We start from the raw sequence: 15,056 nt of genomic DNA, 5'->3' as shown, positions 1-15,056 counted from the left end.
AAAATAGAATTAAACCATAAAATATTTGTCTGATAACCATCAAGTCAATGCGCATAAATTTGATAACTGCTAAGCTTTAATTTCACGGCAAAATCTCAAATATTCAGTATGCTAGCGACAACTATTGTTACGTTGGTTTCCAGAGGAATTTATGGACAAAGCGACATCCCAAGAAAATATCCAAGGCTGGCGTGTATACGCAAACCCTAAAGCCTTGATCATGTTAGCACTTGGATTTTCATCAGGATTACCAATCTTATTAGTGTTTGGAACCCTGTCTTTTTGGCTACGCGAAGCGGGCGTAAGTAAAACAAGTATTGGTTTTTTTAGTTGGGTCGCATTAGCTTACGGCTTTAAGTGGGCATGGTCTCCTTTGGTTGACCGTTTTCCATTACCGATATTTTCACGATTATTTGGCCGTCGTCGCGGCTGGATGTTATTTTCACAAATTGTGATTATTTTGTCGTTATGCGGTATGGCATTAAGTAATCCCCAAACCGACTTATTTCAATTTGCTATCTTTGCCATCATGGTGGCTTTTGCCTCTGCAACCCAAGATATTGTTATTGATGCATTTCGTATTGAACTCGCGACCGAGCGCATGCAAGCTGCATTATCAGCAACCTATTTAGCCGGTTACCGCTTAGCGATGATCATGGCAGGCGCGGGCGCATTAGCTTTTGCCGCTTGGTTTGGTTCAGATACTGACTATGATCCTAGTGGTTGGAAAAGTGCTTACTTTATGATGGCTGCAATGATGTTAATTGGTGTAATTACCACTTTAATCGTCAAAGAACCGATCATTGATAATCACGCGATAAATACCATCGAAAAAGATTACAAACAGAAACTTATCAATAAAGGTTATAACAAACATCATGCTAATTTAAGTGCGTGGTTCTACACCGCGGTTATTATGCCATTTCAGGATTTCTTTCAGCGTTACGGCAAAAATGCGTTACTTATATTACTGCTGATTAGCTGTTACCGTATTTCAGATATTGTAATGGGCGTAATGGCAAATGTGTTCTACGTCGATATGGGTTTTACTAAAAATGAAGTCGCTTCAATCTCTAAAGTTTTTGGGGTTGTAATGACCATTGCAGGGGCCGGACTTGGCGGGATCTTGGTCAGCAAATTTGGCACCCTCAAGATATTGGCATTAGGTGCGGTATTATCTGCAATCACTAATCTGCTGTTTATCGTATTTAGCTATGTCGGCAATAATCTTGAAATGTTAACGGTGGTTATTTCAGCTGACAACCTTGGTGCTGGCATTGCGACGGCGGCGTTTATTACCTTTATGTCGAGTCTTACCAATGTCGCATTCTCTGCCACCCAATACGCACTCTTTAGCTCGATAATGGTGTTATTCCCGAAATTCATTGCTGGCTTCTCGGGAGTTTACATCGATCACTTTGGCTATAATGTATTTTTCTTCACCACCGCTTTAATGGGTATTCCGGTACTGATATTAATTCGTCTATTAGCTAATAATTCAGCGCTTAATATTACAGCGACACCAACCCACCAGCCTTAAATATCCTTAATAAAAGCAAGTATACCAAAGGAAGTTAGCCATTACGGTTAACTTCCTATTTTTTATCGCCCCAAAAAACATGCCAAATAACGCGAACTCGTTAGTCTATTTATGCGAATTAAAGTTCATTTTAATCATTACCTCATGGATCAATGTCACATTTTTAACTAGTGTAATCGATTACACTGGATCGTGATCACAAATAGAAAAGGATTGCGCAATCGTTTCATTCCCAAATGCGTAATAAAGCACTAGAATCAGCGCCAACAAAACGGGGCGGCCAAAATCCCACCATCTAGATCAACATGAGCGAGATAACAAAATGCGCAAATCACTAGTAGCATTAAGCGTTTTAGCAGCAACAGCACTACCTTCGTTAGCTAATGCAGCAGATTACTCTGACAACATCCATAAAAATGATTTCAAATGGATGCAGTTCAACTTAATGTACGCGCTAAAAGAATTACCTCGCCCAGCAGATGCACATTCAGGTCATGACTACCTAGAAATGGAATTTGGCGGTCGCTCAGGAATTTTTGATCTTTATGGTTATGTTGATGTCTTTAACCTGACTAACTCAGATAGCAGCGATAAAGCATCAGCTCCAGATAAAATGTTCATGAAATTTGCACCGCGCATCTCTCTTGACGCATTAACAGGTAAAGATCTATCTTTCGGTCCAGTAAAAGAACTTTATGTAGCAACACTATTTAACTGGGGCGGTAACAACGGCGGCGTAAATAACTACTTCGTTGGTCTAGGCTCTGATATTGAAGTGCCATGGTTAGGCAAAATGGGCTTTAACGTTTACTCATTATATGACATGAACGTTAAAGACTGGAACGGTTACCAAGTATCAACTAACTGGTTCAAGCCTGTTTACACCTTTGAAAACGGTACTTTCATCTCTTACCAAGGTTACATTGATTACCAATTTGGTATGAAAGAGAAGTACGGAGCAACAGCAAGCAATGGCGGCGTGATGTACAACGGTATCGTATGGCACACAGATCGCTACGCAGTTGGTTACGGTCTAAAGGCTTACCATAATGTCTACGGTATTAAAGACTCTGCTGGTTTTAAATCATCAGGTGTTTCACAATACTTCAGCCTATCTTACAAGTTCTAAGCTGACGGTATAACACCATAAAAAAGGCGCTGATGGCGCCTTTTTTGATCACCACGATTAGTCATAATGTTATTATAATAAAAAATTAAGCTAATAACGGACTATAAAGTGAACATAACCCTGTTAGGTGCTGGTGCGATTGGCGCACTGTGGGCAATAAAACTAACCCAACAGCAACACAATGTGCAGTTATGGACCAGAAATTCTGAGACAGAAACAACACTCCATTTTAGTGAGTTAACCTCGTCAACCACAACAAATAACTATCATTTCAACTGTAATGATCCACATGCTCTCGCAGCCAGTGAGTTACTGATTGTTACCGTCAAAGCATTTCAAGTCATCACAGCACTTACCCCACTCTTGCCTTATTTGAGCACTGATTGTGTGGTGGTTATTATGCATAACGGCATTGGTAGCCAGCAACAAGTTCAACAGTTATTACCGCATAACCCAATTATCTATGCCACTACCTCTCAAGCTGCATTTAAACCGACCCCTACAACAATCCAACACACAGGTTTAGGTCAAACATGGCTCGGGGCAATCAACGAGCAAGCACAAGCTCAATCCCATATAGCAGGGCTGTTTAATGCGGCATTATCCCCGAGCCAATGGCATGCCACTATCTATCAGCCTCTTTGGCAAAAACTGGCCATCAATTGTGCCATTAATCCACTGACAGCCATAAATCAATGCTCCAATGGTGACTTAGCACACTCTTGCTATCACTCACCGCTAGACAGTATTTGCTTCGAAGTCGCCCAAGTAATGACTGCCGAAGGTTTTAGCACTACCCCACAACAATTACGTCACCAAGTCGATACTGTTATCAAGGCAACCGCAAATAACTATTCATCAATGAATCGTGATATTTATCATCACCGCTTAACAGAAATCGACTATATTAGCGGTTATTTAGTCCAACAAGCCCAGCACCACCACATTAATACACCAGTAAATCAGCAACTGTGGCAGGCGATTAAACATAGGGAGTCACAAGACCATGAATGAATTATGTCCTCGAATCGTAGTGTGTATTGCCCCCGGCACTGAAGAGATGGAAGCGATTAACACTATCGCAATTTTAAAACGAGCTCAATTTGATGTAACGGTTGCCAGTGCTGCAGAAGATGGCGCATTAATTGTCGATGGCTCGCGCGGCATTAAATTGGTGGCCGATACCGCATTGATCGCTATTGCCGATGAACAATTTGATGCCGTGGTATTACCGGGTGGTGTAGCAGGTGCAGAACATTTCCGTGATAGTCCATTGGTGGTCGAGTTTGTTAAACAGCACCATTATGATGGTAAATTAATCGCCGCTATTTGTGCGACTCCTGCGATTATGTTTGCTGCTAATGACATGTTTACTAAAGCGTTAATGACCTGTCACCCCGCTTTTCATGATCAAATTCCAGCGGCACAATTACGTCCTAAGCGCGTGGTTTATGACAAGCATGCGCAATTACTGACCAGCCAAGGTCCGGGCACTGCCCAAGAATTTGCGCTTGATATCGTTACTCAACTCACCAACAAAGCCAAAACAGCGACTATCGCTGAATCAATGGTTGTGTGGCCAAATATGCATTACGATATTATGCCTGAGCGTTAATAATCATCTTGTTTTTAGCATAAAAAAAGCCCTCAATGATCAGATCATTAAGGGCTTTTTTAATGTCATAACGACAGAGTTACTCCTGCCAATATGTCATTTATTTAAATTATAATGGGCGATACACTTTTACGTTTTCGAAGCCATTCTCTTTCAAGTATAAGGCTTGTAAACGACTCATCACACCATGGGCACAGTAAAGTAAGTAAGTCTTATCTTTTGGTAAGTCACCAAATTGAGTCGCTAACTTATAGAATGGAATATGCTTCACTTCTATACCGTCTAATTCAAGCGGACTTTCATCTTCTTCATCTGGGCTACGAATATCAAGTACCACAGCATCTTCTAAGATTTGCTCGACGAGTTCAATTTCAGGGGCTTGTTCTTGGCTCTGTTTTTCGATTTCACGAATATCCATCACTCGTGCCTCATCTATAACGCGATCAAGAATAGTAAAATCAAATTTAGCTTCTTCAATCTCAAGCTTTGATTTTACAGCTTTAACTGTTGGGCTCTTTGAAATCACACCACAAAATTCTGGCATCGTTGCCGCAAAATCTTCGGTACCAATCTGACGCGAGACATCGATAATATCTTCTTTATCCCAGTTGATCAGTGGACGCAGAATCAAAGTATCTGTCACGTTATCAATATGACGTAAATTCGTTAGCGTTTGACTAGATACTTGACCTAACGCTTCACCCGTCACTAATGCTTGAATACCAAACTTCTCAGCAACACGACCCGCAGCACGCATAAACATACGCTTAAGGATCACGCCCATTTGACCATCATCGACTTTTTCTAAGATCTCGCCAACAACAGGATCAAAATCAACTGCAATGAATTTAACTTTGGCAGATGAACCGTATTTTTTCCATAAGAAATGGGAAACTTGCTTAACACCAATCTCATGGACAGGACCACCAAGATTAAAGAAACAGTAATGTACTTTACTGCCACGTTTAATATGAAGGTAACTTGAAACGCCCGAATCAAAACCACCAGAAATCAGGCTTAATACATCTTCCTGAGTACCAAGCGGGAAACCACCTAAACCTTTATGGCGGAATAACACCTGGTTAAGTAAGTTATTTTCAATTTCAATATTAACCGTAATGTCAGGTTTTTTAAGTTTTACTTTTGCAGACTCAATCGCTTGATTAAGACCACCACCAACATAACGTTCTGCTTCAATCGAGGTAAAGTCATGTTTACCCACACGCTTTGCGCGTACACAGAATGTTTTACCTTCAAGACTATCACCAACAAGTTCTAGTGTTTTCTCAAAGATATTATGAAGATCAGTAAATTCCGTCTGTTGAACTTCAAGTGAATGGTGAATACCAGGCGTTTGCGTTAAGACTGCAAGCACCATGTCGCGTTTAGTTTCATCAGGTTCGTTCACTTCTAACGAAAAACGACGGTTATAAACGCTAACAGACTCAGACTGACGCTTTAAAATAATGCGCAGGTTAGACTCAAGAATTTTGATAAAACGCTTACGTACTGAATCACTTTTAACAAAAATCTCTGGATGTGGTTTAACTATAAATTTCATAACACACTTCGCTTCACTGGGTCTAAAGTACCAAACAGAATAAAGTACCAAACGGAATTAAAGGCGCAAATTATACAGCAAGGTGTCTGCCACTGAAACAAGGATATGCTAACAGCATCACTTATCTTACGGAGTCACGCGATTATTATTGGTATTTATGTAGTGTTTACCTTAGTCATAATCATGCCAACCAGCAAATATCACGCTAAAAAAACCATCACTGATTATTTTTTGGCGCTGACGTCCTCAGAATAATGCGGTTTACCTTGTACGATCGAAATTTCAACCCGCCGATTACGACTTCGACCTTGCGAGGTTTTATTATCCGCAAGCGGCGCAGTATCTGCCATACCAACAACCCGCATCCGTTGGCGATCAAAGCCTTTTACTTGCTCCATCGCTTGAGCAACGGAAACAGCACGTTGCGATGATATATCCCAATTTGAACGGTAAAGTTCAGAATCTAGGGGTTGGTTATCAGTATGACCACTGATTCGAATCATACCGGGTACATCTTTTACTAACTCAGTCACTTGCTGAATAAGCGGAATAAATTTAGGCTGCAAAAATGCAGACCCCTCTGGAAACGCACCTTTTTCTTTAATGCGGATCACCAACTGCTGTCCAAACGATTCAATTTCTACTGTATTGTCACTGATCTCTCGTGCTAACGCTTGGGTTAATGCTTCCGTTATCTCTGCTTGTGCTTGAGACTGTTCTTGTTGCTGCTGAGGTTGTTCAGAGGTCTGATCATTGTTACCACTATCTAATGTGCTAACATCTTTACGCGATCCCCCTTCACGTTCGGCATGACCTACTTGAAAATCTAATCCGTTTTTAGTGATATCTATCGTCTGCTGCATAATCACTTCAATCGGGGTTGGCTCTGGACGACCTGGTCGAAATTCTTGGGCGATAACACTGGTGCCTTTGGGAATATCATTAACATTTAATACATTTTGAACCCCAAAAGCATTTTTCATCGAGCCCGCAATTTGTTGAAATTTTAGTACATCCATTTCAGAAAATGATAACAGCAAGACGAAAAAGCACATCAACAGCGTTGCTAGATCCGCAAAAGTTGCCATCCATGGTGGCGAACCCTTTTTATACTTTGGTGGTAAAGAATCCATCGTTAGCTCTTATTCATCAAAATTTAAGCGACGTTTTTTCTCATGCAGATAATTTTTTAAATAACTATCTATCACTCGCGGATTTTGGCCTTCTTGAATAGCCAATACCCCATCAAGGATCAACAGTCGATTCAAGCGTTCTTCATTTTTACGTAGCATCAATTTATCGGCGATAGGTAATGCCACCATATTCGCCAAGATAGAACCATATAATGTGGTTAACAATGCTACAGCCATTGCTGGACCAATTGATTTAGGATCATCCATATTCGACAGCATTGCGACCAAGCCAATTAGGGTGCCAATCATTCCCATTGCTGGCGCAACATCACCTAACGATGAAAAAATACTCGCCCCTTGTTCATGGCGCTCATTGGTTAAGGCAATGTCTTTTCTTAACATCATTCGCACCGTATCGGCATCATGACCATCAACAAGTAAATCAATGCCTTTGCGTAAAAAAGGATTTTCGACTTCCATTTCTTCAAGCGCTAAAAAGCCACCTTTTCGTGCAGAATCTGCCATCGTGACAATTTGAGCGATAAGATCATCGGGTTTATCAGTTTTAAATATAAACGCTTTAGCAGCAATCTTAGCGGCGCCAAAAAACTGACTGACATTATATTTCATCAGTACCACAAATAAGCTACCACCAATAACAATGAAGACTGACGATGTATCAGCAAACATCACCAAATCACCGCCTACGAGCATCGCCATTAAAATAAAAGCGAACGCACCAAATAATCCAATCAGTGTTGCCAAATCCACGCAAAGTCTCCTTAACTGTCCTTTTTGATGATTAATCTAACGATCTGACAGCCAATTAACATAGAACAATAATTTATAGGATATTGTTCACTGTTCATTAAATAACAGCGCCATATCGCCCATAAAACAAAATATTGCGACCATAGGATAAACATCAATAGCACTATCTACCGCAAGCTAACTCTTTATCGACCATCATCACGTTTCATTTAGGGTTTTATTTCTATTATTAAGTGATTTTTATCGTTATCAACGATGAAAACTACTGTCTGTGGCACAGATTACTGTGACATAATTTGACCTTAGATAGTCACTACGTTATTTTTCTTGCACCTAGATAAGAGTGAAAATGATATGGCAGCAAAAAAACCAGAAAATATGGCATTCGAAGCCGCACTTGATGAGCTAGATGCCATTGTCAATGAACTAGAATCGGGTGATATCCCACTGGAAGACGCGCTAAAGAAATTTGAGCGTGGTATTTCATTGGCTCGTAACAGTCAGTTAAAGTTAACCCAAGCAGAGCAGCGAGTAGAAATCCTATTACGCGCTGACGATAATGCACCACTAACAGACTTTGAGCCAAGCCATGACGAATAGTGTACCGCTATCGCAGACGCTTAAAACGCTGCAACAACGTAATAACCAATGCTTAATAGATTGGTTAACAAAACAACCTTTTTCAGATCAAACCCTGCTAGAAGCAATGAAGCATGGTACTCTACTCGGTGGCAAGCGCGCACGCCCTTACCTGACATATGTAACAGGTGAAATGTTGGGGGTCGATTATGATGATCTCGATACTGCGGCGGCGGCTGTTGAATGCATTCATGCATATTCGTTAATTCATGACGATTTACCCGCCATGGATAATGATGCCTTACGCCGCGGCCAACCGACTTGTCATATTGCATTTAATGAGGCGATCGCTATTTTAGCGGGTGATGCCTTACAAACATTAGCTTTTGAGATTATTGCCCAAGGCCGATTGAGTCCAGAAGGACATCAACAACGCATTGCCATGGTCAGTGAATTAGCTCAAGCCTCTGGTGCTGCTGGCATGTGTCTTGGACAAGCACTAGATTTAGAAGCAGAAGGCCAACATGTTGGTCTTGAGCAACTAGAATTAATACATAAACACAAAACAGGCGCATTAATCCGTTGTGCCGTTCGCCTAGGTGCACTAGCTGCTGGCGACAAAGGACGTCAAGTTCTACCTCAGCTAGATAAGTATGCCGACGCTATTGGCCTTGCATTTCAAGTTCAAGATGACATTTTAGATGTTATCAGCGACACTGAAACGTTAGGCAAACCTCAAGGCTCAGATATTGAGCTTGATAAAAGTACCTACCCAGCACTACTTGGGCTAGAGGGCGCACAACAAAAAGCGCAACAACTTTATCAAGAGGCGCTACAAGCGTTAGCAGCAATACCTTACAATACCTATCAATTGGAAGTTTTTGCCCGATATGTTATCGAGCGCAATAACTAAAATAAGTAAAAGCGCCGAACAGTTATGACTTTGGATATCTCAAAATACCCGCATCTCGCATTAGCAAATACGCCAGATGAATTACGATTATTGCCCGCAGAAAGTCTGCCTCAAGTCTGTAATGAGTTACGTACTTATTTACTCAAGACGGTTAGCCAAACTAGCGGCCACTTTGCCTCCGGACTCGGTACAGTCGAACTGACCGTTGCGCTTCACTATGTCTATAATACCCCATTTGATCATGTGATCTGGGATGTTGGTCATCAAGCTTACCCACATAAGATTTTAACGGGTCGTCGCGATAAGATGTCAACTATTCGCCAAAAAGATGGGCTGCATCCTTTTCCTTGGCGTGACGAGAGTGAATACGATGTATTGTCAGTAGGCCACTCTTCTACCTCAATCAGTGCCGGCTTAGGCATGGCGATTGCAGCAGAAAAAGAAGGGCTAGGGCGTAAAGTTGTCAGCATTATTGGCGATGGTGCACTTACCGCTGGCATGGCGTTTGAAGCCATGAACCACGCTGGTGACATACACAGTGATATGTTAGTTATTCTCAATGACAACGAGATGTCTATTTCTGAAAATGTTGGTGGTTTAAGTAACCACTTAGCCCATTTACTGTCAGGTAACTTTTACGCTTCTATTCGTGAAAGTGGCAAAAAAGTACTGTCTAATGCGCCACCGATTAAAGAAATCGTTAAACGCGCAGAAGAACATATTAAAGGTATGGTTGTTCCAAGTACGATGTTTGAAGAGCTTGGCTTTAATTATATTGGTCCCATTGATGGTCATGATATTGATGAGTTAGTGAAAACACTCAAAAATATGCGTCACCTTAAAGGGCCGCAATTTCTACATATCATGACCAAAAAAGGTAAAGGCTATGCACCAGCAGAAGCCGATCCGATTAATTATCATGCCGTTCCAAAATTTGATTTAAGTGAAAAACCTCTGCCTAAAGCCAAAAATACTAGCCCCACTTTTTCTAAAATTTTTGGTGACTGGCTGTGTGACATGGCGGCTGTGGACGACAAGCTGATGGCGATTACACCAGCCATGCGTGAAGGCTCTGGCATGGTACGCTTTTCAAAAGAATACCCTGACCAATATTTTGATGTTGCGATTGCCGAACAACACGCAGTTACCCTAGCAAGTGGTATGGCAATTGGTGGTTATCATCCGATTGTGGCAATTTACTCAACGTTCTTACAACGTGGTTATGACCAACTCATTCATGATGTTGCCATTATGAATTTACCGGTAATGTTTGCGATTGATCGTGCTGGATTAGTGGGTGCTGATGGTCAAACTCACCAAGGTGCATTTGATATTAGCTTTATGCGCTGTATTCCCAACATGGTGATCATGGCGCCAAGCGATGAGAACGAATGTCGTCAAATGCTTTATACCGGCCATCAACATCAAGGTCCTAGTGCAGTACGCTATCCGCGTGGCTGTGGCTTAGGGACTGAAGTTGAAACCACCATGACAGCACTTGAAATTGGTAAAGGTATTGTTCGTCGTCAAGGTGAGAAAGTGGCTATTTTAAACTTTGGTGCAATGCTAGGCTATAGCTTAGATGCCGCTGAAAATTTAAATGCTACTGTCGCTGATATGCGGTTTGTAAAACCTCTAGATGAAGCATTAATTCTTGAACTTGCCGCTACCCACGATGTGTTAGTAACAGTTGAAGAGAATGCCATTGCTGGCGGTGCAGGTAGCGGTGTGATTGAGTTCTTGATGCAACAAAAATGCATTAAACCGGTGTTAACTATTGGCCTACCTGATCGTTTCATTGAACAAGGTACTCAAGCTGAGTTACACCAGATGCTAGAACTTGATGGCCCAGGTATTGAAAAACAAATCCTTGCGTACATTGCTCAATAATTGTGAATTAGCATTATTCGCCTAAAAAAAGTATCAAAAAAAGCCATGAAGAATAAACTATTCATGGCTTTTTTATTGCTTGCTCGTTAAGGTGAAACTTAGAAACCTAACCAATAACCAACAAACCACAACGAAATCATTGCCATAAAGCCAGCCAGAACATCATCAATCATGATCCCAAAGCCACCTTCGACATGTTTATCTAACCAACTGATTGGCCATGGTTTTAACATGTCAAAAAAGCGGAATAAAATAAAACCGGCTAATATCCATTTCCATGACACGGTAGGTGCTACTGCCATTGTGATCCAAAATCCAACAAATTCATCCCACACAATACTGCCATGATCATGCACTTTCATGTCATTAGACGTAATGTGACAAATTCGAATCCCGATCAGAGCCGCCACCAATACCGCCACTAAATACCAACCAAACGGTAATTGAGCCAGAATAAGGTATAGCGGAATTGCAGCCAGCGTTCCCATGGTTCCAGGAATATATTTAGCTAAACCACTGCCAAACCCTGTGGCTAATAAGTGCCAAGGATTGTTCATTTTTAATAAATCTTTTGGATTTGTGCTCACGCGAATACCTTAATTATTTGTTTCGACAAAATGATCCCAACCAGATAATTGCCACGTTAGTGGTTTACCTAACTGCAGTAATGACAGACCACTACCCGCTTTCACTTTACCAATGCAACTATATTTCACATTAGTATGCGCTAAAGCCGCTTTTAATGCATCTCGATTGGCAACTGACGCTGTAAAACACAGTTCGTATTCTTCACCGCTGGTTAATGCTAACTGTTGTGCTCGTTGGCGATCTTCACCACAAAAAGCCAATAATTCAGCAGATAACGGTAACTGCTCAACATCAATATCAATCGCGACCTCAGATCCCTGAGCGATATGTTTTACATCGGCAATCACACCATCAGAGATATCCAATGCCGCCGACGCAATACCACGCAAAGCCTCACCCACATTCACCCGCGGCTGGGCTTTAAAATGCCGATCAACAAGTGTTGTCACCAAGTTAGCATTGTATTGTTGTGACGACGATTGATTTAAGATTAATGCAAGCCCTGCAGCACTATCACCAAGATCACCAGTAACATAAACATCATCACCGACTTGCGCACCACGGCGGGTTAATGCCTGCCCCCGAGGTACTAATCCTTGCACGGTTAAAGTAATACTCAATGGGCCCTTGGTGGTATCACCACCTATCAATTGAATATTATACTTATTCGCTAACTCAAAAAAACTATGGCAAAAAGGCGCTAGCCACGCTTCATCAATGGTGGGTAATGTTAACGCTAATGATACCCATGCTGGTGTGGCTCCCATTGCGGCTAAATCACTTAAATTCGACGCTAACGCTTTATACGCAACCAATGCAGGATCGGCATCGGCTAAAAAATGGGTACCAGCAACCAAAGAATCGGTACTGACCGCAACATGATAATTAACAGGCACATCCACTAATGCGCAATCATCACCAATCGCTAAAACGACATCATCACGTTGCAATTGTTGTTGAGCGAAATAATAATTGATGATATCAAATTCATTTTTTGCCATAGTTCTCTTTTCCCTAAATAAAAAAAAGCCAGCTAATAAGCTGACTTCTTTCATCGTACTCAACGTAATAAAAAATTATTTATCTTTTTTACGTAGAGTTGGCGCAGCTTTATCTAATACGCCATTGACGAATTTGTGGCTATCTTCAGCACCGAAGAGTTTCGCTAATTCAATCGCTTCGTTGATCACAACTTTAAATGGTACGTCTTCACGCTTAACCATTTCATACATTGCAAGACGAAGTAGCGCAAGTTCCATCTGGTCTAGATCCTGAAGTGGACGAGACAAGTATGGACGCATTTTGCTATCAAGTTCTTGATGGCTTAATACAACACCTGCAAATAAATCACGGAAATAAGCAACATCAGTTTCTGGCGCTTTACATGCAGGCGCATCAGCTTGATGTTCTTCTTCTTCAAACTTATCGCCTGAAAGGAAATATTGCTCAATATCAGCAACATTACCTTTAGTAAGTTGCCAAGAATAAATTGCTTGTACAGCAAATTGACGTGCATTACGACGCGCGGCTGGTTTCACAGTAACCCCCATTAGGATTCGATTTGGGACAGGACATTTACCATTTCGAGCGCGCTTAGTGCAGCCTCTGCCCCTTTATTACCAGCCTTGGTACCGGCACGCTCAATGGCTTGTTCTATAGAATCTACAGTCAATACACCAAAAGCAACTGGAGTATTATACTCTAGTGCAACTTGTGCTAGACCTTTATTACACTCACCGGCAACATAGTCAAAATGAGGTGTTCCACCGCGAATAACTGAGCCTAATGCTACGATAGCATCATAGCGATCACTCTTCGCGACTTGCTGGGCAACAAGCGGGAGTTCATAAGCACCAGGGCAACGAACAACAGTGATATTATCTTCACTAACCTGACCTTGACGTTTCAGCGCATCTAATGCACCTGAAAGTAAACTTTCGTTAATAAAGCTATTAAAGCGTGCAATTACGATAGCAATTTTTGCGTTTGGTGCCGCGATGGCGCCTTCAATTACCTTCATGGGCCTTCCTGTGACTATGTCTTTCCAGTTTGAGAAACCGCGGGAGTCTAACACACTTTACGATATGTCTGCTATGCACAACCGTCGGTTTCAGAGGATTTGTTAATATTTATTGCTTATTGGTGAGTGAACTAACCAATAAGTGAGCATTATCAAACATAATAATGCTCAATACTTTACGGCAAAAAGTGAATATAACTGCTTATTCGCAAATATATTCAACCACTTCAAGGCCAAAACCTGACAGTGAATGATAACGTTGTGTACTTGATGACAACAAACGCATTTTACCGATACCTAAATCAGATAAAATTTGCGAACCAATACCCACTTGACGTGATGGGTTATACGGACTCGCCTTTACTTGTGGTCGACCTTCATTTTGAGCTGCAATATTTTTAACTTTGTTAATAATGCTATCAGTAGGCTCTTGCTTACTCAACACCACTAGCACGCCATTTTCAGCACTAATACGTTGCATTGCTGCAGGTAATGTCCACTGCGTCGCACCTGATTGTAGAATATCTTTAAAGGTATCTTGTAAATGGACGCGAACTAATGTGGCAGCATCGGCCTCAATATCACCTTTACACAATGCATAATGAATTTGATCATCAATTTTATCGCGGTAAGTGATCATATCAAACTCACCAAACTCAGTATTGAGCTTACATTCACCCACACGTTCTATGGTGGTTTCATGATGATTACGGTATTCAATAAGATCAGCAATAGTACCGAGCTTTAAACCATGTTTCTCAGCAAAAACTTCTAATTGTGGACGGCGCGCCATAGTGCCGTCTTCATTGAGAATTTCGACAATAACACTTGATGGTTCAAGACCCGCTAAACGTGCAATATCACAACCCGCTTCAGTGTGGCCTGCACGAGTTAACACGCCACCTTCTTGTGCCATCAATGGGAAAATATGGCCAGGCATAACAATATTGGCAGCCGTTGCATCAGCAGCAACAGCAGCTTGTACTGTACGAGAACGATCTGCGGCTGAAATACCCGTCGTTACTCCAGTTGCAGCTTCAATAGAAATGGTAAAAGGCGTACCAAATTGTTCAGTATTATCTTGAACCATCAGTGGCAGGCTCAATTGCTGACAACGTGCTTTACTTAATGTTAAACAAATTAAACCACGGCCATACATAGCCATAAAATTAATAGCTTCAGGGGTGATTTTCTCTGATGCAATAATCAGATCGCCTTCATTTTCGCGATCTTCATCATCCATCAGAATAACCATTTTACCTTGGCGAATATCATCAATGATTTCTTTTGCACTACTTAAAGCCATAATCCTACCCT

15 protein-coding genes are annotated in these 15,056 nt (G+C 41.4%); 7 read left to right on the top strand and 8 right to left on the bottom strand.

Annotation, left to right across the window (positions count from 1 at the left end; translation table 11 throughout):
* Positions 1 to 151: 151 nt before the first annotated feature.
* The 4 genes from BTO21_RS01280 to BTO21_RS01265 all read left to right on the top strand — a co-directional run bounded on the left by BTO21_RS01280 (position 152) and on the right by BTO21_RS01265 (position 4,284).
* Positions 152 to 1,540: an AmpG family muropeptide MFS transporter gene (locus BTO21_RS01280; protein ID WP_045031177.1), complete on the top strand. Its 1,389-nt coding sequence runs from the start codon at positions 152 to 154 to the stop codon at positions 1,538 to 1,540.
* Between the two features lie 322 nt (positions 1,541 to 1,862).
* Positions 1,863 to 2,669 (top strand): nucleoside-specific channel-forming Tsx family protein, encoded by an 807-nt coding sequence (locus BTO21_RS01275; protein WP_045031179.1) that lies wholly within the window; start codon positions 1,863 to 1,865, stop codon positions 2,667 to 2,669.
* Positions 2,670 to 2,777: 108 nt separating this feature from the next.
* Positions 2,778 to 3,683 (top strand): 2-dehydropantoate 2-reductase, encoded by a 906-nt coding sequence (panE, locus tag BTO21_RS01270; RefSeq protein ID WP_045031180.1) that lies wholly within the window; start codon positions 2,778 to 2,780, stop codon positions 3,681 to 3,683.
* Positions 3,676 to 4,284, top strand: a complete 609-nt coding sequence (locus tag BTO21_RS01265) for a DJ-1 family glyoxalase III (protein WP_045031182.1) — start codon at positions 3,676 to 3,678, stop codon at positions 4,282 to 4,284. Before panE ends, BTO21_RS01265 begins: the two co-directional genes overlap by 8 nt.
* 109 nt (positions 4,285 to 4,393) lie before the next feature.
* Here BTO21_RS01265 and thiI read toward each other — a convergent pair whose 3' ends face one another.
* The 3 genes from thiI to pomA all read right to left on the bottom strand — a co-directional run bounded on the left by thiI (position 4,394) and on the right by pomA (position 7,749).
* Entirely contained in the window at positions 4,394 to 5,845 is a 1,452-nt protein-coding gene (thiI, locus tag BTO21_RS01260) for a tRNA uracil 4-sulfurtransferase ThiI (protein ID WP_045031184.1), read from the bottom strand.
* Between the two features lie 224 nt (positions 5,846 to 6,069).
* The gene (locus tag BTO21_RS01255) at positions 6,070 to 6,978 is read right to left on the bottom strand and encodes a flagellar motor protein MotB (protein ID WP_045031186.1); all 909 of its coding nucleotides are present in this window, start codon (positions 6,976 to 6,978) and stop codon (positions 6,070 to 6,072) included.
* Between the two features lie 9 nt (positions 6,979 to 6,987).
* On the bottom strand, positions 6,988 to 7,749 hold the full coding sequence (pomA, locus tag BTO21_RS01250; protein ID WP_065193042.1) for a flagellar motor protein PomA: 762 nt from the start codon (positions 7,747 to 7,749) through the stop codon (positions 6,988 to 6,990).
* A 354-nt stretch (positions 7,750 to 8,103) separates the two neighbouring features.
* Between pomA and xseB the strand changes: the two genes are divergently transcribed.
* From xseB to dxs, 3 genes are read left to right on the top strand one after another with little or no spacing between them, the layout of a single operon-like run.
* Positions 8,104 to 8,349 carry an exodeoxyribonuclease VII small subunit gene (gene xseB, locus BTO21_RS01245; RefSeq protein ID WP_036795796.1) on the top strand — a complete coding sequence of 82 codons (246 nt, stop codon included), beginning with the start codon at positions 8,104 to 8,106 and terminating at the stop codon, positions 8,347 to 8,349.
* Positions 8,339 to 9,241, top strand: coding sequence for a (2E,6E)-farnesyl diphosphate synthase (gene ispA, locus BTO21_RS01240; protein WP_045031188.1), 903 nt, complete (start codon positions 8,339 to 8,341; stop codon positions 9,239 to 9,241). Before xseB ends, ispA begins: the two co-directional genes overlap by 11 nt.
* A 24-nt stretch (positions 9,242 to 9,265) precedes the next feature.
* Positions 9,266 to 11,131, top strand: a complete 1,866-nt coding sequence (gene dxs, locus BTO21_RS01235; protein WP_045031190.1) for a 1-deoxy-D-xylulose-5-phosphate synthase — start codon at positions 9,266 to 9,268, stop codon at positions 11,129 to 11,131.
* A gap of 98 nt (positions 11,132 to 11,229) precedes the next feature.
* On the opposite strand, the gene pgpA is transcribed toward dxs, so the two are convergent.
* The 5 genes from pgpA to ribBA all read right to left on the bottom strand — a co-directional run bounded on the left by pgpA (position 11,230) and on the right by ribBA (position 15,045).
* On the bottom strand, positions 11,230 to 11,718 hold the full coding sequence (gene pgpA, locus BTO21_RS01230) for a phosphatidylglycerophosphatase A (RefSeq protein WP_082056895.1): 489 nt from the start codon (positions 11,716 to 11,718) through the stop codon (positions 11,230 to 11,232).
* Positions 11,719 to 11,727: 9 nt separating this feature from the next.
* Positions 11,728 to 12,720 carry a thiamine-phosphate kinase gene (gene thiL, locus BTO21_RS01225; protein ID WP_045031193.1) on the bottom strand — a complete coding sequence of 331 codons (993 nt, stop codon included), beginning with the start codon at positions 12,718 to 12,720 and terminating at the stop codon, positions 11,728 to 11,730.
* A gap of 75 nt (positions 12,721 to 12,795) precedes the next feature.
* Positions 12,796 to 13,269: a transcription antitermination factor NusB gene (nusB, locus tag BTO21_RS01220; protein WP_045031194.1), complete on the bottom strand. Its 474-nt coding sequence runs from the start codon at positions 13,267 to 13,269 to the stop codon at positions 12,796 to 12,798.
* Entirely contained in the window at positions 13,269 to 13,739 is a 471-nt protein-coding gene (ribH, locus tag BTO21_RS01215) for a 6,7-dimethyl-8-ribityllumazine synthase (protein WP_036795804.1), read from the bottom strand. The genes nusB and ribH overlap by 1 nt, the downstream gene beginning before the upstream one ends.
* 202 nt (positions 13,740 to 13,941) lie before the next feature.
* Positions 13,942 to 15,045 carry a bifunctional 3,4-dihydroxy-2-butanone-4-phosphate synthase/GTP cyclohydrolase II gene (gene ribBA / locus BTO21_RS01210; RefSeq protein WP_045031197.1) on the bottom strand — a complete coding sequence of 368 codons (1,104 nt, stop codon included), beginning with the start codon at positions 15,043 to 15,045 and terminating at the stop codon, positions 13,942 to 13,944.
* Positions 15,046 to 15,056: the final 11 nt, after the last annotated feature.

This window comes from Photobacterium phosphoreum (assembly GCF_002954725.1).
GTDB classification, from domain to species: Bacteria; Pseudomonadota; Gammaproteobacteria; order Enterobacterales; family Vibrionaceae; genus Photobacterium; species Photobacterium phosphoreum.
The sequence above is the reverse complement of the archived record's forward strand: the minus strand, read 5'-3'. Positions and strand labels throughout refer to the sequence as shown.

Coding starts and splice junctions, on each gene's coding strand:
- BTO21_RS01265 (WP_045031182.1), top strand. CDS start 3,676: ATGAATGAATTATGTCCTCGAATCGTAGTGTGTATTGCCCCCGGCACT.
- thiL (WP_045031193.1), bottom strand. CDS start 12,720: ATGGCAAAAAATGAATTTGATATCATCAATTATTATTTCGCTCAACAA.
- BTO21_RS01255 (WP_045031186.1), bottom strand. CDS start 6,978: ATGGATTCTTTACCACCAAAGTATAAAAAGGGTTCGCCACCATGGATG.
- ribBA (WP_045031197.1), bottom strand. CDS start 15,045: ATGGCTTTAAGTAGTGCAAAAGAAATCATTGATGATATTCGCCAAGGT.
- ispA (WP_045031188.1), top strand. CDS start 8,339: ATGACGAATAGTGTACCGCTATCGCAGACGCTTAAAACGCTGCAACAA.
- xseB (WP_036795796.1), top strand. CDS start 8,104: ATGGCAGCAAAAAAACCAGAAAATATGGCATTCGAAGCCGCACTTGAT.
- nusB (WP_045031194.1), bottom strand. CDS start 13,269: ATGGGGGTTACTGTGAAACCAGCCGCGCGTCGTAATGCACGTCAATTT.
- dxs (WP_045031190.1), top strand. CDS start 9,266: ATGACTTTGGATATCTCAAAATACCCGCATCTCGCATTAGCAAATACG.
- BTO21_RS01280 (WP_045031177.1), top strand. CDS start 152: ATGGACAAAGCGACATCCCAAGAAAATATCCAAGGCTGGCGTGTATAC.
- thiI (WP_045031184.1), bottom strand. CDS start 5,845: ATGAAATTTATAGTTAAACCACATCCAGAGATTTTTGTTAAAAGTGAT.
- ribH (WP_036795804.1), bottom strand. CDS start 13,739: ATGAAGGTAATTGAAGGCGCCATCGCGGCACCAAACGCAAAAATTGCT.
- BTO21_RS01275 (WP_045031179.1), top strand. CDS start 1,863: ATGCGCAAATCACTAGTAGCATTAAGCGTTTTAGCAGCAACAGCACTA.